Origin of the sequence: Streptomyces sp. NPDC090106 (assembly GCF_044747265.1) — a bacterium.
Classification (GTDB): Bacteria; Actinomycetota; Actinomycetes; order Streptomycetales; family Streptomycetaceae; genus Streptomyces.
The window spans coordinates 362156-383290 of the sequence record NZ_JBIVDS010000011.1 but is presented as its reverse complement, the minus strand read 5'-3'; the positions used below and the strand labels follow the sequence as shown (position 1 = coordinate 383290).

Annotated in this window: 19 protein-coding genes; 9 read left to right on the top strand and 10 right to left on the bottom strand. The window is 72.1% G+C overall.

All coding sequences use genetic code 11. The features are described 5' to 3' along the window. The 4 genes from ACIPSE_RS33205 to ACIPSE_RS33190 form a co-directional block, all read left to right on the top strand. Positions 1 to 1034: vitamin B12 dependent-methionine synthase activation domain-containing protein (locus tag ACIPSE_RS33205; RefSeq protein ID WP_401669971.1), on the top strand; the 1034-nt coding region annotated here is incomplete at its 5' end. Continuing rightward, positions 1031 to 1897 (top strand): methylenetetrahydrofolate reductase [NAD(P)H], encoded by an 867-nt coding sequence (gene metF, locus ACIPSE_RS33200; protein ID WP_401669968.1) that lies wholly within the window; start codon positions 1031 to 1033, stop codon positions 1895 to 1897. The genes ACIPSE_RS33205 and metF, both read left to right, overlap by 4 nt. Further along, positions 1887 to 3284: an adenosylhomocysteinase gene (gene ahcY / locus ACIPSE_RS33195; RefSeq protein ID WP_401669965.1), complete on the top strand. Its 1398-nt coding sequence runs from the start codon at positions 1887 to 1889 to the stop codon at positions 3282 to 3284. Before metF ends, ahcY begins: the two co-directional genes overlap by 11 nt. A 196-nt stretch (positions 3285 to 3480) precedes the next feature. After that, entirely contained in the window at positions 3481 to 3807 is a 327-nt protein-coding gene (locus tag ACIPSE_RS33190; RefSeq protein ID WP_401669963.1) for a DUF6059 family protein, read from the top strand. Between the two features lie 73 nt (positions 3808 to 3880). Here the strand turns inward: ACIPSE_RS33190 and ACIPSE_RS33185 are convergent, their stop codons facing one another. The 10 genes from ACIPSE_RS33185 to ACIPSE_RS33140 form a co-directional block, all read right to left on the bottom strand. After that, complete coding sequence (locus ACIPSE_RS33185; RefSeq protein WP_401669960.1) at positions 3881 to 4471, bottom strand: malonic semialdehyde reductase; 591 nt, start codon at positions 4469 to 4471, stop codon at positions 3881 to 3883. Positions 4472 to 4528: 57 nt separating this feature from the next. After that, positions 4529 to 5545 (bottom strand): 3-oxoacyl-ACP synthase III family protein, encoded by a 1017-nt coding sequence (locus ACIPSE_RS33180; RefSeq protein WP_401669958.1) that lies wholly within the window; start codon positions 5543 to 5545, stop codon positions 4529 to 4531. Positions 5546 to 5652: 107 nt separating this feature from the next. Continuing rightward, positions 5653 to 6822: a hydroxymethylglutaryl-CoA synthase gene (locus tag ACIPSE_RS33175; protein ID WP_401669956.1), complete on the bottom strand. Its 1170-nt coding sequence runs from the start codon at positions 6820 to 6822 to the stop codon at positions 5653 to 5655. 3 nt (positions 6823 to 6825) lie between these two features. Next, the gene (locus ACIPSE_RS33170; protein WP_401669953.1) at positions 6826 to 7887 is read right to left on the bottom strand and encodes a hydroxymethylglutaryl-CoA reductase; all 1062 of its coding nucleotides are present in this window, start codon (positions 7885 to 7887) and stop codon (positions 6826 to 6828) included. Further along, the gene (gene fni / locus ACIPSE_RS33165) at positions 7884 to 8978 is read right to left on the bottom strand and encodes a type 2 isopentenyl-diphosphate Delta-isomerase (protein ID WP_401669951.1); all 1095 of its coding nucleotides are present in this window, start codon (positions 8976 to 8978) and stop codon (positions 7884 to 7886) included. The genes ACIPSE_RS33170 and fni overlap by 4 nt, the downstream gene beginning before the upstream one ends. Continuing rightward, the gene (locus tag ACIPSE_RS33160; protein WP_401669948.1) at positions 8975 to 10063 is read right to left on the bottom strand and encodes a phosphomevalonate kinase; all 1089 of its coding nucleotides are present in this window, start codon (positions 10061 to 10063) and stop codon (positions 8975 to 8977) included. The genes fni and ACIPSE_RS33160 overlap by 4 nt, the downstream gene beginning before the upstream one ends. Then, positions 10060 to 11091, bottom strand: a complete 1032-nt coding sequence (gene mvaD / locus ACIPSE_RS33155; protein WP_401669945.1) for a diphosphomevalonate decarboxylase — start codon at positions 11089 to 11091, stop codon at positions 10060 to 10062. The genes ACIPSE_RS33160 and mvaD overlap by 4 nt, the downstream gene beginning before the upstream one ends. Next, positions 11081 to 12088 carry a mevalonate kinase gene (gene mvk, locus ACIPSE_RS33150; protein WP_401669943.1) on the bottom strand — a complete coding sequence of 336 codons (1008 nt, stop codon included), beginning with the start codon at positions 12086 to 12088 and terminating at the stop codon, positions 11081 to 11083. Before mvk ends, mvaD begins: the two co-directional genes overlap by 11 nt. Before the next feature lie 48 nt (positions 12089 to 12136). Continuing rightward, positions 12137 to 12346, bottom strand: coding sequence for a hypothetical protein (locus ACIPSE_RS33145; protein WP_401669940.1), 210 nt, complete (start codon positions 12344 to 12346; stop codon positions 12137 to 12139). Then, positions 12343 to 12795 (bottom strand): hypothetical protein, encoded by a 453-nt coding sequence (locus ACIPSE_RS33140; protein WP_401669938.1) that lies wholly within the window; start codon positions 12793 to 12795, stop codon positions 12343 to 12345. Before ACIPSE_RS33140 ends, ACIPSE_RS33145 begins: the two co-directional genes overlap by 4 nt. Before the next feature lie 546 nt (positions 12796 to 13341). Between ACIPSE_RS33140 and ACIPSE_RS33135 the strand changes: the two genes are divergently transcribed. The 5 genes from ACIPSE_RS33135 (at position 13342) to ACIPSE_RS33115 (ending at position 21028) form a co-directional block, all read left to right on the top strand. Further along, on the top strand, positions 13342 to 15375 hold the full coding sequence (locus ACIPSE_RS33135) for an FAD/NAD(P)-binding protein (RefSeq protein ID WP_401669936.1): 2034 nt from the start codon (positions 13342 to 13344) through the stop codon (positions 15373 to 15375). Continuing rightward, positions 15372 to 16802: a 3-carboxy-cis,cis-muconate cycloisomerase gene (gene pcaB / locus ACIPSE_RS33130; RefSeq protein ID WP_401669934.1), complete on the top strand. Its 1431-nt coding sequence runs from the start codon at positions 15372 to 15374 to the stop codon at positions 16800 to 16802. Before ACIPSE_RS33135 ends, pcaB begins: the two co-directional genes overlap by 4 nt. A gap of 149 nt (positions 16803 to 16951) precedes the next feature. Next, entirely contained in the window at positions 16952 to 18505 is a 1554-nt protein-coding gene (locus ACIPSE_RS33125) for an FAD-dependent oxidoreductase (protein WP_401669931.1), read from the top strand. Positions 18506 to 18808: 303 nt separating this feature from the next. Beyond that, on the top strand, positions 18809 to 20533 hold the full coding sequence (locus ACIPSE_RS33120) for a cytochrome bc complex cytochrome b subunit (RefSeq protein WP_401669929.1): 1725 nt from the start codon (positions 18809 to 18811) through the stop codon (positions 20531 to 20533). Positions 20534 to 20668: 135 nt separating this feature from the next. Then, the gene (locus ACIPSE_RS33115; RefSeq protein ID WP_401669926.1) at positions 20669 to 21028 is read left to right on the top strand and encodes a DUF3099 domain-containing protein; all 360 of its coding nucleotides are present in this window, start codon (positions 20669 to 20671) and stop codon (positions 21026 to 21028) included. Positions 21029 to 21135 lie beyond the last annotated feature (107 nt).

Genomic DNA, 21135 nt, shown 5'->3' with positions numbered 1-21135 from the left:
GGGCGTATGTCGAGCAGGACCTGCACGAGATCTACGAAGGCGAAGTCCGCTACGCCCGCGACGCGTTCGAAGGTCTGCGCCTCATGGACGCGCTCGTCGCGGTGAAGCGGGGTGTGCCGGGGGTGAAGCTGCCGGAGCTGAAGCAGCGCCGGGTGCGCGCCACTGTCGTACAGGTGGCCGAGGAGGAGGCGCCCGAACTGGGGCGTTCCGATGTCGCCGTCGACAACCCGATCCCCGAACCCCCGTTCTGGGGCACCCGGGTCGTCAAGGGCATCCAGCTCAAGGAGTATGCCTCCTGGCTCGACGAGGGCGCCCTCTTCAAGGGCCAGTGGGGCCTCAAGCAGACCCGCGCCGGGGACGGGCCCTCGTACGAGGAGCTCGCCGAGACCGAGGGGCGGCCCCGGCTGCGCGGGCTGCTCGACCGGCTCCAGACGGAGAACCTCCTCGAAGCGGCCGTCGTGCACGGCTACTTCCGGTGCGTCTCCAAGGACGACGACCTGATCCTGCTGGACGAGAACGGGTCCGAGCTGACCCGGTTCTCCTTCCCGCGTCAGCGCCGGGGCCGTCGGCTGTGTCTCGCGGACTTCTTCCGTCCGGAGGAGTCGGGGGAGACGGACGTGGTGGGGCTCCAGGTCGTCACGGTCGGCTCCCGGATCGGCGAGGAGACCGCGAAGCTCTTCGAGGCCAACTCCTACCGCGACTACCTCGAACTCCACGGCCTGTCCGTCCAGTTGGCCGAGGCTCTCGCCGAATACTGGCACGCCCGTGTCCGCGACGAGCTGGGGATCGCCGCGGGCGACCCGGGCTCCCTGGACGGTATGTTCCGCACCGAGTACCAGGGCTGCCGCTATTCCCTCGGCTACCCGGCCTGCCCGGACCTGGAGGACCGGGCGAAGATCGCCGGCCTGCTCCGGCCCGAGCGCATCGGCGTGCACCTCTCCGAGGAGTTCCAGCTCCACCCCGAGCAGTCCACCGACGCCATCGTCCTGCACCACCCCGAGGCAAACTACTTCAACGCGGGAGGCCGCTCGTGACGACGTTCTCGTTCGAGTTCTTCCCGCCGAAGACGGCCAAGGGCGAGCGCACCCTGTGGGAGGCGATCCGCCGGATCGAGGCGCTCGCACCGGACTTCGTGTCCGTCACCTACGGGGCCGGCGGATCGTCCCGCGAGCGCACCATCGACGTCACCCGGCGCATCGCCGCCCAGACCACCCTGCGTCCCGTCGCCCATCTGACGGCGGTCGGGCACTCGGTGGCGGAGCTGCGGCAGATCATCGGGCACTACGCCGACGCGGGCATCCGGGACGTGCTGGTGCTGCGCGGCGATCCGCCGGGCGACCCCAAGGGGCCCTGGACGGCGCATCCCGACGGGTTCCGGTACGCCTATGAACTCGTCGAACTGGTCCGCTCGCTCGGTGACTTCAGGATCGGGGTGGCGGCCTTCCCGGAGCGCCACCCGCGCTCCGCGGACTGGGACTCCGACATCCGTCACTTCGTCGCCAAGTGCCGGGCCGGCGCGGACTACGCCATCACGCAGATGTTCTTCCGCGTGGAGGACTACCTGCGGCTGCGCGACCGTGTCGCCGCCGCCGGCTGCGACATCCCGATCATCCCCGAGATCATGCCCGCCACCGACCACCGGCAGATCGCCCGCTTCGCCGAACTCTCCGACGCCGCGTTCCCGGCGGTCCTCGCCGACCGCCTCCACGCGGCCCGCGACAACGCCCTGGACGGGTACCGCGTCGGCGTCGAGTACGCCACCGGCATGGCCGAACGGCTCCTCGCCGAGGGCGCGCCCGGCCTGCACTACATCACGCTCAACAAATCCACGGCGGCCCTGGACATCCACCGCAACGTACTGGCTTCTCCGAGCGCAAGGATTCTCAATGCCTGCTGAATTCACCGACTTCAAGGTCGCCGACCTCTCCCTCGCCGGGTTCGGCCGCAAGGAGATCACCCTCGCCGAGCACGAGATGCCCGGTCTGATGGCCATCCGCGAGGAGTACGCCGGGACGCAGCCGCTGGCCGGCGCCCGGATCACGGGCTCGCTGCACATGACGGTCCAGACCGCCGTGCTGATCGAGACGCTGGTCGCGCTGGGCGCCGAGGTCCGCTGGGTGTCGTGCAACATCTTCTCCACCCAGGACCATGCCGCTGCCGCGATCGCCGCCGCCGGCATCCCCGTCTTCGCCTGGAAGGGCGAGACGCTGGAGGAGTACTGGTGGTGCACCGAGCAGGCGCTGACCTGGCCCGGACAGGCCGGCCCCAACATGATCCTCGACGACGGCGGTGACGCCACCCTCCTCGTCCACAAGGGCGTCGAGTACCGCAAGACCGGCGAGCTGCCCGTCGCCGAGAACGAGGAACTGGCCGTCGTACGCTCCCTGTTGGAGAACAGCCCGTTGGACTGGACGGCGATCGCCGCCGGCATCCGCGGCGTGACCGAGGAGACCACGACCGGCGTCCACCGTCTGTACGAGATGCAGCGTGACGGTCAGCTGCTCTTCCCGGCGATCAACGTGAACGACGCCGTGACGAAGTCGAAGTTCGACAACAAGTACGGCTGCCGCCACTCCCTCATCGACGGCATCAACCGCGCCACCGACGTCCTCATCGGCGGCAAGACCGCCGTCGTCTGCGGCTACGGCGACGTCGGCAAGGGCTGCGCGGAGTCCCTGCGCGGCCAGGGCGCCCGGGTCATCGTCACCGAGATCGACCCGATCTGCGCGCTCCAGGCGGCGATGGACGGCTACCAGGTCACCACGCTCGACGAGGTGATCGACAAGGCCGACATCTTCATCACCACGACCGGCAACAAGGACATCATCATGGCCGCCGACATGGCCAGGATGAAGCACCAGGCGATCGTCGGGAACATCGGCCACTTCGACAACGAGATCGACATGGCCGGTCTCGCGCAGATCCCCGGCATCGTCAAGGACGAGGTCAAGCCCCAGGTCCACACCTGGAAGTTCCCCGACGGCAAGGTCCTCATCGTGCTGTCCGAGGGCCGTCTGCTGAACCTCGGCAACGCCACCGGTCACCCCTCCTTCGTGATGTCCAACTCCTTCGCGGACCAGACCCTGGCCCAGATCGAGCTCTTCACCAAGCAGTCCGAGTACCCGATCGGCGTGTACACGCTGCCCAAGCACCTGGACGAGAAGGTCGCCCGCCTCCACCTGGACGCCCTGGGTGTGAAGCTGACGACGCTGCGCCCGGAGCAGGCCTCGTACATCGGCGTCGAGGTCGACGGCCCCTACAAGCCGGACCACTACCGCTACTGAGCCGCGCGGCGACGGACACCGTCGTCGCCGTCGTGCACGACAGAAGGCGCGCCGCACTCACCCGTTGCGGCGCGCCTTTCGTCGTGCGAGATGGCCGGAAACAGCGCTCGCGGGCGCCATGACTTCTCGACCGGTCCACGAGTGAACCTTGTCAGTCTCTATAGGAAACGACGAGTGGAGGCGTGGAGGTACAGACATGATTCGGATGCTGCGAGGCATTCTGCGGATGACGGTGAGCCGCTGTCTGCGGCCTCTGTGGCGGTCCCTGGCGTCCTACGGCGCCATGTACGTCGGCCCTGAGGCTCTGCAGGCCATCGACCCGCCCCGTACGGCCTCACGCTCCCAGAACCGCCTGGTGCGCTACGCCCAGGGCCGGTTCCTGGTACTGCCGCCAGGGGTGGGCGGGCCGCCGTCCGCGCACCCCGAACGGCTGCGTGAGGACCAGCCGCTGTCCGCGCAGGAACTGCTGCTCGTACGCGATGTGTGGCCCGCCTACGAGGAGCGTGCGCGCGAGCGCGGCTGAACGGCGAGAGGGCCGGGCCGGCGAGCTGACGCTCGCGGACCCGGCCCTCTCGCCGTGGCCGGAATGGGACGGTTCACACGGTGGTGACCACCTCGTCCAGGTCCAGCCGCGGAGCGCGCGGGAACCACGCGTCGGGGCCGGGCCTGCCGATGTTGACCACCATCAGCGGGGTGTGGTCGTCGTCCAGGAACTCCTTCTGGACGGCGGCGGCGTCGAAGCCGCTCATCGGGCCCGCGGCGAGCCCGGCCGCGCGGACGCCGATGATGAAGTACGCGGCCTGGAGGGCCCCGTTGAGGACGGCGGACGCCTCCCTGACCGGGCGCTCCGCGTAGAGGAGATCCTTGACCTGCGGGAAGTGCGGGACCAGCTTGTGGAGTTCCTCGTGGAACTCGATGTCCGTGGCGAGGAGCGCGACCAGTGGTGCCGCGGCCGTCTTCGCGCGGTTGGGCTCGGCCATGTGCCGCACGAGACGCTCACGGGCCTCCGCGGAGCGGACCAGGGTGATGCGCAGGGGGCTCTGGTTGGTGGAGGTCGGACCGTACTTCACGAGGTCGTAGATCGCCTCGATCTGCTCGTCGGTCACGGGCTCGTCGGTGAAGGCGTTGGCCGTACGGGCCTCGCGGAACAGGAGGTCCTGGGCGGCGGCGTCGAGCACGAGCGACATGGATGCGGCCCTTCTGTCGGAAGACGTCTAGGAGGGTTGGGGCAGGGCGGGAAGGGCTCAGCCCCACTCGATCAGGGCGAAGCTCGCGGCCATACCGCCGCCGAATCCGGCCAGCAGGATCAGGTCCCCGGGGCGGAAGGACCCCTTGCGGGCCGCCGCGTCGAGGGTGATCGGGATGGAGGCGGCGCCGGTGTTGCCGTAGTGGGTGACCGTGCGGTGCATGGTGGCGCGGGGCAGGGCCAGGTCGGCGAAGACGTCGTCGAGCATGACGCCGTTGGCCTGGTGCGGGACGAAGTGGCTGATGTCGGTGGCCTCGACGCCCGCCTCGTGCAGGAACGCCTTGGTGAGCTGCGGGAGTTGCTCCACGACGAAGCGGCGCACCTCGCGGCCGTCCATCGCGAAGTACTGGAGCCCGGCCTCCAGACCGGCCTGGTCGAGGGGGTGACGGCTGCCGCCCGCCGGGACCTGGATCAGGTCCGACAGGGCGCCGAAGGTGTGCAGGGCGACATGCCGCACGAGCGGGCCGTGCGTGGTCGGGCCCAGCACCATGGCGCCCGCGCCGTCCCCGAACAGCACGACCGTCTTGCGGTCGGCGGGGTTCAGGATGCGCGAGTAGGTGTCCGCGCCGATGACCAGCGCGTAGCCCCCGCGGCGCAGGATCACGCTGCCGACCGCGGACAGCGCGAACACGGTGCCGGAACACACCGCGTTGACGTCGAACGCCGCGGTGCCGGCCGCCCCGAGGTTGTGCTGCACGTAGGCGGCCGTCGGCGGCTGGGGGCGGTCCGGGGTGGAGGTGGCGACCGCGATCATCGAGAGCTGCTCGGCCGTGATGCCGGCCGACCTGATCGCCGCGCGCGCCGCGGCCGTCGCGAGATCGGACGTGGCCTCGCCGGGCGCGGCCCAGCGGCGTTCACGGATCGCCGTCTTGCGGGTGATCCAGGCGTCGTCCACCCCGGCCGGCGCGCCGACCTCGTCGTTGGAGACGATCCGCTCGGGCACGTAGGAGCCCGTGCCGAGGATCCTGATGTCCTTCATGGGGCTGCCGGGGGCGGGGATCGTGGTGTCTGTCATGCGGCTGCCCTCCCCTCAAGTGGTCTGTGAATGGCTGTACGGAGGGGGCGGCGGGCGGGCGGCCCTCCAGAGGGGCCGCCCGGGGTCCGCGCCGCCCGCGCGACGCGCTAACGCGTCTGGTAGATCCGCTTGTGGCCGCTGATCCCGGCGAGCCGGTACGGGCCGGTCGTCTGCTCCGGGGTGGCGTGGTCGCTGCCGTCGGTCGGGAACGTCCACTCATGCAGCTCGCGGTACCCGGCGTAGTCGACCGGCTGGCGCCGGGAGATCGCCTCAAGGTTGGCGTCGGTCCGCAGCCGGTCCCGGTAGCCCGCGACGACGGTCCCGGCGAAGAACTCGGCGACCGAACCGGAGCCGTAGCTGAGGAAGGCGACCGGACGGCCGGTCAGGTCGTCCGCTTGGTCCAGCAGCGCCGCCAGACCCAGGTACACCGACGCGGTGTAGCTGTTGCCGATCACCGTGTTGTAGGCCGTCGTCCGCCCGATGGCACGGGCGATGTCGTCCTTGTCGGTGTCACGGCCGCAGTAGTTCAGCAGATGGCGGTGGGCTTTGTACGCCATCTTCGTGAACGGCTGGTGGTAGCAGAACGCGGCGAACTCCTCCAGGGTGCGCCCGCCCTGCTCGGAGTAGTCCTTCCAGGTGCCCTCGACGGCCTGGAGGTAGGCGCCGATGGACTCCTGGCCGTCGACGAGGGCCGTGGAGAGGTAGTTGGGCCGCCAGAAGTCCATGACGTCGGCGGTGAACAGACCCGATGGGTCCTCGATCCGCACCAGGGCGGGGTCCGCGCCGACCAGCATGGCCACCGCCGCCGCGCCCTGGGTGGCCTCACCGGGGCTGTCCAGCTCGTACTTGGAGACGTCGCTCGCGATGACCAGGACCTGCTGGGCGGGGTCGCGGCGCACCAGGCCGATCGCGAACTGGAGGGCGGCGGTGGCCCCGTAGCAGGCCTGCTTGAGCTCGACCACCCGGGTGGCCGACGGGAGACCGATCAGGGAGTGGACGTAGATGCCCGCCGACTTCGCCTGGTCGATGGAGGACTCCGTGGCGAGGACGACCGTGCGGATACTGTCCTTGCCGTGCCGGGCGAGGATCGGCGCCGCGGCCGTCGCGGCCAGCGTCACGATGTCCTCGTCGGCGGCCGGCACGCTCATCGACTCCTGGCCGATGCCCACGTGGTACTTGCCGATCTCGGTGCCGTTGTACGCGGCGAGCGCCGCGTGCGGCAGGACGAACTCGCCCGTCGCTATGGACAGGTCGTGGATTCCGATGGACAGGGACATGGCTCAGACACCAACCTTCGCGGTCTTGTTGTCGCGTTCGAGCTGGACGTGCGCGCGCATGAGCTCGCCGGGGTTCGTCTGCGCCGCGAGCAGGGAGAGTTCGCCGCACAGCACGGTGGCCGCCGCGAGGACGGCGAGGCGGCGGGCGTTCTCGCCGGGCGCGCCCTCGGCCCGGCAGCCGAGGCGGGTCAGGTTCGTCTCCACGAAGCCGAGGCCCTTGCCGTTGCCGACCGTGCCGACGATCAGGTTCGGCAGGGTGCAGGCGAAGTACAGGTCGCCTTCGCGGTCCTCGGCCATCACGACGCCCTGCGAGCCCTCGATGATGTTGGCCGCGTCCTGGCCGGTCGCCAGATAGAACGCGAGCAGCATGTTGGCGTAGTGGGCGTTCGCGGAGCGGATGCCGCCGGCGAGGAGGGTGCCGAGGAGGTTCTTGCGGATGTTCAGCTCGACGATCTTGGCGGCGGTGGTGTGCAGGACGTCCGTCACGACGTCACGCGGGACGAGGATCTCGGTGACGACGTTCTTGCCGCGGCCCAGGATGCCGTTGATGGCGGTGGCCTTCTTGTCCGTGCAGTAGTTCCCGGAGATCGAGCCGTAGGAGATCCCGGGAACCGTCTTCAGGACATGGGCGAGCAGGGCGTCGGAGGCGAGGGTCGCCATGTTGTGGCCGGAGGCGTCGCCGGTGGAGAACTCGAAGCGGAGGAACAGCAGGTTGGCGTTGATCTCGTGCCGGATGCCGATCAGCTGGGCGAACCGGCTGCACCCGCGCACCACTTCGCGCAGTTCGTCGATGCGGGCCTCGATCGTACGGGCGGCGGTGAGCGCGGTCAGCGCGTCGGTCGCCTCGACGAGCACCGAGCGGGTCATCCGCTCGTCGACGAGGGTCGCCACGATGCCCTTCTCGGCGAGCCGGGAGACCTTCGCGCCGCGGCCGACGGACGGCCACAGCGGCGACTCGTAGGTGGCGAGGGGAACATGGGTCTCGGTCTCGGCGACGTTTCCCGAGATGCGCAGGGGGCCGACCCAGCGCATCGGAACGCCGGCGATCGCGTGTGCTTCGGTCATCTTGTGGTTCCCGTCATCTCGGTAAGGGCGTCGATGGAGCTGGAGCGCTGGGCGAGGTGCCGGGTGTCGATGCCCCGGTCGGCGCAGAAGTTCCGCAGCTCGCCGTGGATCAGCAGGTCGCAGCGGGTCAGGTCGGCGGGCGTGCGGGCGCCGAGCATCGTCTGGAGGGCGGCGAGCTGGTCGAGCCAGGTGGAGATCTGCGCGATCAGCGCGGAGACGTCACCGTCGATCAGGGTGCGCAGGAAGCCCCCGGAGGAGCCGACCGCGCGGGCGCCGAGGGCCAGCGCCCGCGCCACGTCCAGGGGGTGGCGGACCCCGCCGGAGGCCAGCAGCGGCAGACCGGCGTCCTGGGCGTCCAGGAGACAGGCGGGCGCGGACTGGCCCCAGCCGTGCAGATAGGAGTAGTCGGCGAGTTCACGGCGGCCGTTCTCGATGCGCGCGAAGTCGGTGCCGCCTCGCCCGGAGACGTCCGCGACGCGCACACCCAGGTTGGGCAGGGCGAGGATCGTCTGGCGGCTCAGCCCGTTGCCGACCTCCTTGACGACGACGGGCACGTCGACGCCCGCCGCGATCCGCTCGATCTGCGCCGCCCACGACCCGAACGAGCGGTCGCCCTCCGGCATGGGCGTCTCCTGCGCCGTGTTGAGGTGGATCTGGAGCGCGTCCGCCTCAATGAGGTCCACGGCGCGGTGCGCGTTGTCCACCGACGCGGTCGCGTTGACGTTCGCGAGGACGAACCCGTCGGGGTTCTCCGTGCGCAGCACCCGGAAGGTGGCCGCGCAGGAGGGGTCCTTGAAGTAGGCGTGCATGGAGCCCGACGCGATGGCCACCCCGGTCTCCCGGGCGGCGGTGGCCAGGTCCCGGTTGATGACGCCGGTCTTCGCGCTGCCGCCGGTCATGGCGTTGATGTAGAGCGGCGCCTGCCAGGTGATGCCCGCGAAGGTCGTGGCCAGGGACACGTCAGGGCGGTCGATGCCGGCCAGGGCGTGATGGACGAACGACACCTCGTCGAACTGGTTGCGTCCGCTGTGCGCGTGCTGCTGCTCCATGGCCAGGCGGACATGGTCGTCCTTGCGCTGAGCGCTGCTCATTCCTCGTTCCCTTCGGAGGCGGGAGAGAGCGGCAGGGGTCGCACCCCGGCCGCGGCCCACCGGTCACGTACGTGCGCGATGGCGTCGGGCGCGGCGGCGTCGAGCAGGGCGATGCCGCAGTCGCCGCCTCCCGCGCCCGAGGGTTTGGCGGCGCCGCCGACGGCCTCGGCGGCGTCGGACAGGGCGGTCAGCCGGGGCGTGAAGATGCCGAGGCCGACCTCGTCGTCGAGGCGGGCCAGCTCATGGCGGGCCCGCCGGACCTGCTGCAAGAGGGCGTCGTCGTCCCCGGTGTCGAGGGCGGTGACCGCGGCGGTCACGAACGCGCCGGTGGTGTCGAGGAAGCGGCGGTGGGAGGGGGTGCCGCGCCAGCTCCGGCGGTGCAGCCCGCCCACCAGCGCGGGGGTGGAGGCGGGGGTGCCGGTCCAGCCGACCTGGAGGGACAGCCCGCGCGGCGACGGCAGCCCGCGCACCGAGAAGCCGGGCCACGGGACGCTCAGCGCCTCCTCCACGGCCCGGCGGTCCGCCAGTTCGCGGACCTGTTCACGGTCGGGGGCCCGGTAGGCGATCCAGCCGCCCCAGGTCCCGGCGGCGAGGTCCCCGCCCGATCCCTTGGGTTCGACGCGGGCGGTGGCGAGCATCGCCAGCCGGTACCGCTCCTCGCGGGTGAGGCACAGACCGCAGTGGGCGGCGACGGCATCGACGGTCGCCACGACGACCGCGCCGCTGGACCCCAGGCCGATCTTGCGGCCGTCCTCGTGCAGGGTGCTGGCGATGGTGAGGTCCAACGGCGGTACGGGCAGGCCGCGTCCGGTGAGCAGGCCGGCGACCGTCTCCACCGCGGACACCACATGGGGCAGCCCGTCGGCGCCCGTCAGCCGTCCGTCCAGCCACCTGCCGTGCACGGGAGCCGTGGTGAGCTCGGAGGCGACGACCACACCGGGGACGGAGCCGGCGGACACGGTCACGGTCACGTACCGGTCGACGGCCACCAGGATCGCCTGGTGGCCGGGTTCGACGACGGCGTACTCGCCCGCGACGAACAACTTGCCCGGCGCGCGCCGGACAACCGTCCGCCGGCTGGTCATCGTTCGTCCTCGATCAGCAGGCGGGCCCCGGGGCCCGGCCCGGCGATGTGCACCGCGCCGCCCTGCGCGGCGGCGCGCACGGTGGCGGCGACCCGGTCGGCGTCCGCGCGCCGGCACAGCACCTTCACGTTCGGCCCGGCGTCCATCGTCACATGGGCGAGGACCCCCGCCCGGCGCAGCTCCAGGACGCTGTCCAGGACGGTCAGGGAGGCCGGCGACAGATAGCGGACGGCGGGGCGCGCCGCGAGCATCGTGGCGTGCATGCCGAGCGCGTTGCGTTCCGCGATCTCCCCCACCGCCGCCAGGTCGCCGCGGACGAGGGCCGCCCGCATGTCGCTCAGGTCGGCCGCGCTGGACAGCGCCCACGGCTCGTACAGCGGGGAGGTGTCCATGGTGCGGCGCATCGCGGTGCGGCTGGACACCTCCTTGGGGCCCGCGTTGACGACGGCGACCACGAGCGCCGGGTCCAGGTCGGCGGAGGCCTCCACGGGTTCCGCGTACGAACTCAGGTCGTCGGTTCCGGCGTGCCAGACGGCGAAGTCGGCGAAGAGCGAGCGGGAGGCCGAGCCGGAGCCGCGCCGCGCGAGCCGGGACAGGGCGCGCGGGTCGCCGTCGAGGCCGTAGGCGGCTGAGGCGGCGACGGCGAGCGCGGCGAAGCCGCTGGCCGAGGAGGCCAGCCCGGCGCCCGTGGGGACGGTGTTCACGGTGTCCACGACGGCCCGGTCGGTGCTGCCCGCCCGCTCCCGCACCAGGTCGAGGAAGGCGGTGATCCGGTGTGCGGGCTCGCCGGTCGCGTGCTCGCCGTTGAAGACGACGGTGTCCTCGCCGGCCGCCGGGGCGAGCCGCACGCGGGTCGTCGTCGGGAAGATGTCGAGGGTCATCGACAGACTGTCGGTGCGGGGCAGGAACAGCGTCTCGTCGCTCTTGCCCCAGTACTTGATCAGCGCGATGTTCGGGTGGGCGACGGCGGTGGCGGTGCCCGTCGCCCGCTCGCGCGGCAGGGTGGTGGTCAGCGGTTCAGCGCCCATGGCCGGTGAGCCTCCTCAGCGGTACGACCCACGTCTGGGCGGCGCCCGCGTCGTGCAGGCTGCGGGCGACCGTCCCGGCCTGCTCGGGCTGGGTGAGGGCGAGGACACAGCCGCCCAGACCACCGCCGGTGATCTTGGCGCCGAGGCTGCCCGCGGCCAGCGCGGCGGACACCATCGTGTCGATCAGGCCGGTGCTCAGACCGGCCGCGCGCAGCAGCTCGTGATAGTCCGTCATCTGCGTGCCGAGCTCCTCCGGGGAGCCGTCGGCGAGCGCCCGGCGGGCCGCCTCGACGAGGCCCGCGGCCCGGCTCAGGAAGCGTTCCTCGGCCCCCGGCGCGCGCCGGAAACCGTCCCGCAGCAGCTCGACCGCCTCCTTGGTGCTGCCCGCGGTGCCGCTGTCCGCGATGATGAACAACCCCTCGCAGCCGATGGCGAGTTCCTCGGCCCGGCCCGCCTGGAACAGCAGCGGGGAGCTCGCGCCGACCGACATGGCGTCGACGCCGCTCGCCCGGCCGTGCGCCATGTTCTCCGCCGTCTGCACCAGGTCGTATGCGGTGTTCCCGGTCAGCTCGTGGCCGAAGAGATCGGCCAGCGCGAGGACGATGGCCCGCGCGTTCGCCGCGCTGGAGCCGAGACCGCGCCCCGGCGGGATCGCCCCGTCGAGGATGACGTCCAGATGCGGCCGGCCCGGCACGCCCATGCGCTCCTTGTAGGCTGCGGCGAGCCGCTGCAGCCCGTCGGAGGCCAGCGTCACCACCGCCCGAGACGCGGAACCGGTCATCGTGAACGACAGTCCGCCGCGGGCGTCGGAGGCGTGCGAGGACCATCCGGCATGCGCCGTCGCCGTCAGCTGCGGGATCGGCAGGGCGAGCGCCGGAGTCCCGTACACCACCGCGTGCTCGCCCAGCAGGATCGCCTTGGCGTGGGCGCGACCGATGCCGACCGAGCGAGCCCGATGGCTTTTCGAAACCCCCTCCATCGAGGTCCGTAGAGTCAACGCACTCACTCCCCTTGTCATTTCACAAAAGTCTTCGAGACAGACGGATCAATTGGACTTCGGTGCGGGTGATCCGGTACGGCGCCGCATCGCGATCTCCGTGAGTTCCTCGATGTCGAACTCCGAGCGGCAGTTCGGCGCGCCATAGCGGGTGATCTTCCCGCGGCTCACCCACTTCCGGATCGTCGCTTCGGAAACCCCTACGGCGAGAGCGGCCACGTTCGTCGGGACCAGCCGGTGGCGAGGCGGTTTCTTCATGCCGTCACGCCCTTTCGGTCCCGCTCCATGAGCCGCCTCAGGGTCAGCCATTCATGCGTCTCCCAGGAATGCCCCGCCGAGCACGCGATGCTCCGGTTCCCCGAAGCACCGGCGTGTCCCGGCGAGGCGCTGATGGTCCCGGCACAGCCGTCGACGACGCAGTTGCGGATCAGGGTGTGCAGCGTCCCCGGCTCCGGGTCGACCGTGGTGCGCAGCTGGGCGACCAGCGCCGCCGTCTCGTCCGCGAAGTCCGCGGCCGGCACCTGCGCCGCCAGCCACTGAAGATGCGTGCTGAGAAACCCGGCGAGCCGCGGCACCGACCGCTCGGGCGCGGTCACGCCGAGTTCCTCCACGACGATCTCCGACCACGACGCGAGCGTGGCGGCGATGTGGTGACGGGCGTCCAGGACCGAGAAGTTCAGATGGTCCCGGCTCCGGGTTCCCGACACCCGGGTGGGATTGCTGCGCCGGTGCGTCGGGGAAATGTGGTGCACACATTCCTGGTGCAGTGCGGGCAGTGCGCGCAGATCGCGTTCCACCTGAGCGATACAGGCGGCACAAAGGACGAATCCCGGGACGGCACGGCTCTCCTGCGTGTGATGTCGGGGGCACGGGTGAACCATCAACGCGTCTCCTTCATGAGGCGGCCCGCCCTGAGCGGCCGTGCTGCAATCTCATGTCCGGGTCGATCCAGTTACGCCTTTTTCCCGAAAGTAGCCATCGGTTCTGGAGTCCCGATACAGCATCGTTCGCGGCTCGCCTGAGGTGCCCGCGGGCCGCCTTCCGGCCGGGCTGCAGCGCGGTTTTCGCGGGTCTTCGCCGTTTCTCGAGCGGCTTTCCATCAGGGACCGACCAGTGGTTGAGCGCCTGCCCCGACGGTGGCGGAGGAAGGAGGCGCTGTGGACGGTACGCATGGAGGCGAACGCGCAGTTAGCGTCGGACTCACCGCAGGGCCGCTGGTGACGGCGGCCGCTCAGTATGCCCTGGACGATCCGATGCCATTCGGCTATCCGGACGTCCGGGGTTCCGCCCGGTCCGCCCGCGGTGACGCGGCGGCGCACTTGGAGGTCTGCCTCGTCGGGGCAGGCCCGCGGGGCCTTTCCGTACTGGAACGGCTCTGCGCACAGGAGAGGAAATCGCCCCGCTGGGACACCGTCACCGTGCACGTGGTCGACCCGGACCCGCCCGGCTCGGGACGGGTGTGGCGCCCCACGCAGTCCCGGCACCTGCTGATGAACACCGTGTCCTCGCAGGTCACGGTCTACACCGACGCCAGCGTCCGGATCGACGGACCGCTGGACGAGGGGCCCAGCCTCTACGAGTGGGCCAAGGCGCTGGTCTCGCACACCCTGGAGGCCGCCCCGCGAGCCGGCTACGACGACGAGGTCCTCACCGAGGCCCGCCGGCTCGGCCCCGACTCCTACCCCACCCGCGCGCTGTACGGCTCCTATCTGACCTGGGCCTTCCAGCGCGTCGTCGCGGGCGCCGCGGCACATGTCACGGTGCGCACCCATGCCGTGCGGGCCGTCGCCCTCGACGACGAGGGCACCCGCGGGGAGCAGACCGTCGTCCTGGAGGACGGCACCCGGCTCACCGGACTGTCCGCGGTCGTCCTCGCCCAGGGCCATGTGCCGGCCCGGCTCTCCGACACCGAACGGGAGCTGACCCGGTACGCGGAGCGCGAGGGCCTCACCTACATCGCCCCTGCCAACCCGGCCGACGTCGACCTGACGGGCATCCGGCCCGGCGAACAGGTGCTGCTGCGCGGACTCGGGCTCAACTTCTTCGACTACCTGGCCCTGTTCACCCACGGCCGCGGCGGTGTCTTCACCCGGGTCGACGGCCGTCTCGTCTACCGGCCCTCCGGCCGTGAGCCGCGGCTGCACGCCGGGTCCCGGCGGGGGGTGCCCTACCAGGCGCGCGGCGAGAACGAGAAGGGCGCCCACGGCCGCTACTACCCACGGCTGCTGACCACGGGCTACATCGCGGCCCTGCGCTCCCGTACCCCGGACCGCGGCGCCATCGACTTCGCCGCGGACCTGTGGCCGCTCATCTCCAAGGAGGTGTGCGGGGTCTACTACGCGGCGCTGCTGGAATCGCGCGGTGAACTCCCCGACGTGGTGGAGGAGTTCGTCGAGGCGTACCTGGAGGCCGAACCCGGCGCCGACGAGGACGTCCTCCTCGACGCGACCGGCGTCGCGCCCACCGAGCGCTGGGACTGGAAGCGGGTCGCCCGACCCTACGGCGACCGGGTCTTCACCGACCGGGCCGAGTTCCGTGCCTGGCTGCGGGGCCACCTCGACGACGATGTGCGCCTGGCCCGGCAGGGCAACGTCAGCGGACCGGTCAAGGCCGCTCTCGACGTCCTACGCGACCTGCGCAACGAACTGCGGCTCGCCGTCGACCACGCGGGCCTGACCGCCGCGTCCCACCGCGACGACCTCGACGGCTGGTACACCCCGCTCAACGCCTATCTGTCCATCGGCCCGCCGGCCTCCCGCATCGAGGAGATGGCGGCCCTCCTGGACGCCGGCATCCTCGATGTGACCGGGCCGGGCATGCGGGTCACCGCCGACGAGGACGAGGGCGTCTTCGTGTGCGCGTCCGGCGAGATACCGGACGTACGGATCACGGCGACCGTCCTCATCGAGGCCCGGCTGCCCGAGATCGACCTCCGGCGTACCGCGGACCCGCTGATGAACGAGCTGCTGCGCACCGGGCGGTGCCACCCGTACCGGATCCCCGGTCCGGACGGCGACGGCGGCGCGGACTACGAGACCGGCGGCCTCGCCGTGTCCGAGCGTCCCTACCACGTGATCGACGCCCGGGGCGTACCGCACCCGCGGCGCTTCGCCTACGGGGTGCCCACCGAGTCCGTGCACTGGGTGACCGCCGCGGGCATCCGGCCCGGCGTCGGCTCGGTCACCCTGGAGGACTCCGACGCCATCGCGGCGGCGGTCCTCGCCCTGCCCGAACTGCCCCGGCCCGTCGCGGAGCCGGCCACCGCGAACGCAAAGGCGAACGCATGACCACCATGGACGCGTCCCCGCGGGCGGGGACCCTGACGGCCCACCTCGACGCCGGGCTGCTCTCGCCGGTACGGGCGGGCACCCCCGTCGAGGCGGCTGTCGGGGACGGCGCCTGGCTCCAGGCGATGCTCGACGCGGAGGCGGCGCTGGCCCGCGCCCAGGCCCGGTGCGGCACCGTGCCCGCGCAGGCCGCCGCCGCGATCACGGCCGCCGCCCGCGCCGACCACCTAGACGTGCGGGAACTGGCGCTGGCCGCGCGGGAGACCGCGAACCCGGTCGTCGGACTCGTCAAGGCGTTCACCGCGGTCGTCGCCGAACGGTCCCCGCTGGCCGCCGAGTACGTGCACCGCGGCTCCACCAGCCAGGACGTCTTCGACACCGGCGCGATGCTGGTCGCCCGAAGGGCGCTCACGCCGACCGTCGCCGACCTGCGGGCCGCCGCCGACGCGCTGGGCGCGCTCGCCGCCGAGCACCGGGACACCGTGATGGCGGGCCGCACCCTTGCCCTGCACGCCGTGCCCACCACGTTCGGGCTGAAGGCCGCCGGCTGGCGGCAGTCGCTGCTCGACGCGGCCGAACGCCTCGAACGCGTCGAACTGCCGGTCGCGCTCGGCGGCGCGGCCGGCACCCTCGCCGGATACCTCCAGTACGCCGGTGAGGGCGCCGACCCGGCGACCGTGCTCCACGAGCTCGGCGCCGCGTTCGCCGACGAGACCGGCCTCGCCGAGCCCGTGCTGCCCTGGCACGCGCTGCGCACCCCCGTCGCCGATCTCGCCGCGGCCCTCGCCCACACCACCGGCGCCCTCGGGAAGATTGCCGCGGACGTGCTGGTGCTGACCCGCACCGAGGTCGGGGAGGTCGCCGAACCGTCCGTCGCCGGACGTGGCGCGTCCTCCGCGATGCCGCACAAACGCAACCCCGTGCTCGCCACCCTGATCCGCTCGGCGTCCTTGCAGGTCCCGGCGCTCGCGGCGGTGCTGCTGCAGTGTCTGCCCGCCGAGGACGAACGGTCCGCGGGGGTGTGGCACGCCGAGTGGCAGCCGCTGCGCGAGGCCCTCCGGCTCACCGGGGGCGCCGCGCACACGGCCGTCGAACTGGCCCGCGGGCTCAGCGTCCACGCGGACCGGATGCGCGCGAACCTTGCCGCGACCGGCGGGCAGCTCGTCTCCGAGCGGATCTCCGCGGTCCTCGCCCCGCGGCTGGGCAGGACCGCCGCGAAGGAACTCCTCGGCCACGCCTCCCTGCTCGCCACCCGCACCGGGCTGCCGCTGGCCGAGATCCTCGCCGACCTGCCCCAGCTGGCTGGTGTCCTCAGCCGGGAAGAGGTGGCCGACCTGCTCGACCCGGCCGGATACACCGGCCTCGCGGGTCCGCTCGTGGACCGGGCGCTCGCCGGGTTCCAACCCGTGCGGAGGTGGCCCTGCTGACCGGGCGCGGAACGGGTGGCCGCGGCGGGTGACGGCGTCGCGGCCACCGACAACGGCCGGTGCGCCTGGCGGGTGACGGCGCCGCACGCACCGGCCGGACCCGTGCCCGCCCGCGGGCCGTTCTCGAATACACCTCGCATCCCCCTTGAATGCCGCTGGAGACGGCCCTGAACCTGGTCGTCAGGCTCGCCGCGCGGCGCATGATGCAACGACAACGCACAGGGGAGGCGGCCGAGTTGAGTCTGGACGCACGTGTTGTCGAAGGGGCCCGGGGCCACGGTCATGCCGTGGTGATCGGCTCCAGCCTCGCCGGGCTCACCGCGGCGCGGGCACTGGCGAACTTCATGGACGAGGTCACCGTCGTCGAACGCGACTGGCTGCCCCGTGGACCGGGACGCCGCCGCGGTGTGCCCCAGGCGCGGCACACCCACACCCTGACCGCCACCGCGCATCAGGGCCTGGACCGGCTCTTCCCCGGCATCCGGCACGACCTCGCCCGCGCCGGCGCGGTCCATGTCCGCGCCCCCGAGGACCTGCTGACGCTCGGCCCGGCCGGCTGGCTGCCCCGCTTCGACGCGGACCTGACCGTGATCAGCGCCGGCCGCGACCTGATCGACTGGACGGTACGGGACCGGCTGCGCGCCGACCCCCGGGTCGGCTTCCTGCCCCGGCACGAGGCGGTCGCCCTCGAAAGCGGCCCCCAGGACACCGTGACCGGGGTGTGGGTGCGCGGCCGGGACCGCTCGGCACCCGAGGGGTGGGGCAGGCGGCGCCTGCTCGCGGCCGAGTTCGTCGTCGACGCCTCCGGACGCGGCTCGCACGCCCCCGAGTGGCTGGCCCGCCTGGGCTACCCGGTCCCCGAGGAGTCCGTCGTGGACGCGGGCACGTCGTACGCCACCACCCTGTACGCGCCGCCGGTCGGGCACGTCGCCGACTTCGCGGGGCTGCTGCTCCTGCCCTCGCCCCACGATCCACGCCGTGCGGTCCTCGCCCCGGTCGAGGGCGGACGCTGGTCGGTGAGCGTCGCCGCCGAGGGCGCGCCGCCCGCCGACCACACCGAACTCCTCGACGCGGCCCGCGACCTGCGGCACCCGCTGCTGTCCGACCTGATCGAGGCGGCCACCCCGCTCGGACCCGTCTACACCTGCCGGGGCTCGAGCCGCTGGCGGCACTACGAGCGGCTGCGCCGTTTCCCCGACCAGTTCCTCGTCGTCGGCGACGCCCTCGCGGCCCTCGACCCGGCCCACGGCCAGAGCATGACCCTCGCCGTGGAGAGCGCCGTCGTTCTGGACCAGATGCTGCGCGCCCACGGCACCGCGGTGGGCATCGGCCGCAGGCTGCGCCGGGCCCTCGGCCACCGGGTCGCGCCCGCCTGGCGGCCCGCACGGTACGGCGAGGGCTACGCGGCCCGGCTCGCGGTCGCCGCCGCGCGCGGTGACCGGCGGGCGGCGGCGGCGCTCCTCGCCTCCGCCGAGACCCTCGCCCCGCCCCGCCCGCTGTCGCTGCGCGCCGCGCTCGGCATCCGGCGGGCCACGGCGCCCGCCGCGCCGCCCAGCCTCACCCACGGCACCCGCAGGCGCCGGCCCGCGTCCGCGTCCGCGCCCGCGATCGGTGTGGCCACCGGTTCCGCCCGGCCCCGGCCCACCGGCTCCTCGGCCCACTGGCCCGCCGCGGCACCGGCCGGTGAGCGGCGACGACCGTGAGAACGGGTCTGTTTTCGGCCGGATGGCGCGTCATACACCGTCGCGGCCGAAATCGTACGGCCATACGCTCAGGTTCATGACAGGGGTGGATCAACTGACCAGCACAGAAAGCCACTTGTATTCCGACGGCCCACAACTCACTCAGGGATCACTTGAGTTCGCACTTGAGTATCGCTTGAGCGCGGTTGTTCCGTTCACCGGCCCGTGGATAGCGTTTCAACCGCTCCAGGGCACCGGCCGGCTTGCGCCGCGGCAGGCCACCTTGCCTGTGACGGCCGAGCGGCGAGGGGAGGGCGCGCGGGTATGAGCACGACCGAAACGGCGCCGAACGGCAGCCGCGTCGAGACGTCCAGAGGCGAGCGCGTGGCCGACTGGGCGGACGGACGGCTCGGGATCTACCACTTCCGGTTTCTGATCCGCAAGGTGTTTCCCGACCACTGGTCGTTCATGTTCGGCGAGATCGCTCTGTACAGCCTCATCGTGCTGATCCTGACCGGCCTGTGGCTGACCATGTTCTTCGACCCGAGCATGACCGAGACCGTCTACCACGGATCGCACGTCCCGCTTCAGGGCATCCCGATGTCCCAGGCCTACGCCTCCACCATCGAGATCAGCTTCGACGTGCGCGGCGGCCTGTTCATCCGGCAACTGCACCACTGGTCCGCACTGATCATGATCGGTGCGCTGATGCTGCACACGCTGCGGCACTTCCTGACCGGCTCGTTCCGCAAGCCGCGCGAGGTGAACTGGCTCATCGGCTTCTCGCTGCTGGTCCTGGTCACCCTGGAGGGCTTCATCGGGTACTCGCTCCCCGACGACCTGCTCTCCGGCACCGGTCTGCGCATCGCGGAGGGCGTCACGCTCGCCATCCCGCTGGTCGGCACCTATCTGACACTGTTCCTGTTCGGCGGCGAGTACCCGGGGCACGACATCATCCCCCGGTTCTACAGCTTCCACATCCTGCTGATCCCGGGCATCGTCCTGGCCCTGGCCGGTGTGCACCTGATCTACGTCTTCTACCACAAGCACACCCAGTTCAGAGGCCCCGGCCGGACCGAGAAGAACGTCGTCGGCGCCCCCCTGATGCCCAACTACACCGCCAAGGCGGGCGGGTTCTTCTTCCTCGTCTTCGGTGTCCTCGCCTTCATGGCCGGCGTCGCCCAGATCAACCCGGTGTGGACGTACGGGCCCTACCGCTCCGACCAGATCTCCCAGGGCTCCCAGCCCGACTGGTACATGGGCTTCCTCGAAGGCGCCCTGCGGGCCATGCCCGCCTGGGAGTTCGTGCTGCCCGGCGGCTACACCGTCAACATGGCGGTGCTGCTCCCCGCGGTCGTCCTGCCCACACTGCTGATGATGGTCGTCGCGCTGTGGCCGTTCCTGGAGGCCTGGGCCACCAAGGACAAGGAGGAGCACCATCTCCTGGACCGGCCCAGGGACCATCCCGCGCGCACCGCGTTCGTGTCCTCGCTGGCCGCCCTGTACCTGGTGCTGTTCTTCGGCGGCGCCAACGACGTGCTCGCCGAACGCTTCCATCTGTCCCTCAACCAGATCACCTGGGGCGTGCGCATCGGGATCTTCGTCGTCCCGGCCCTGGCGTACGTCGTCACCCGGCGGATCTGCCTCGGCCTCCAGCTGCGGGACCGCGACAAGGTCCTGCACGGCCGGGAGACGGGACGCATCCGCAGGCTGCCGCACGGCGAGTTCGTCGAGGTCCACGCCCGGCTCGACCGGGAGGCCGAGTACACGATCCTCGCCCGCGACCGGCGCGAGGTCCTGCCCGCCCCGGCCGCCGAGGACGCCGACGGCGTGCCCAACCCGCGCGCCCGCAAGCAGTACTTGCGCCACCGCGTCAGCCGCTGGCTGTACGGCAGCCAGCTCCCGCACCCGACCCAGGAGGAGATGCGGCACGCCCTGGAGCACCTCGGCGAGTCGCCCAACGGGCACGGGTCGGCCAACGGCCACGGCGTCCCGTCCAACGGGCACGTGAGCGCCCTGGAGCGGGAGCCGGACCGGGAAGCGCACTGATGATGTAGGCCCGGGGCGTCGGCGACGCCGACCGGGACGAGGACCGGGCCACCGACACGGCGCGGGTGATCAGGGACGATCACCCGCGCCGTCGTCGTCCCACCGTCCGCCACCGCGACCTCAACGGGAGGACCGATGAACCGCACGCCCTGGCACCGCGACGGTCCCCGGGCCGAGTCCATCACCCGCGCCCGCACCGGCCTCAGCCAGGACCTGCGGGGCCGTCAGCGCCGGTACGTCACCGCCATGCTGATCCGCACCGCCTGCGTCGTCGTCATGGCCCTCACCTGGAACCGCTGGCCCGCCGTCGCGTTCTGCGCCCTCGCCGGCGGGGTCGCCATCCCCTACGTCGCCGTCGTCGTCGCCCAGGCCGGCTGGCGCCAGCAGCGCGGCACACGCCCCGAACTGGCCCGCCCCGGCGAGGAACCCGCCCCCCGCGTGGTCCTGGAACCCACCCTGATCCTGCCCCCGCCGGAGCACGGCACCACCAGCTGAGCGGACCCGGCCCGGCCGAAGAGGCGGGGGGGCCCCCGCCGGGGGGGGGGGGGGGGCGCGCCGGGGCGGGGGGGGGGGGCCCCGGGGGGGCGCCGCGGGCCCGGGAC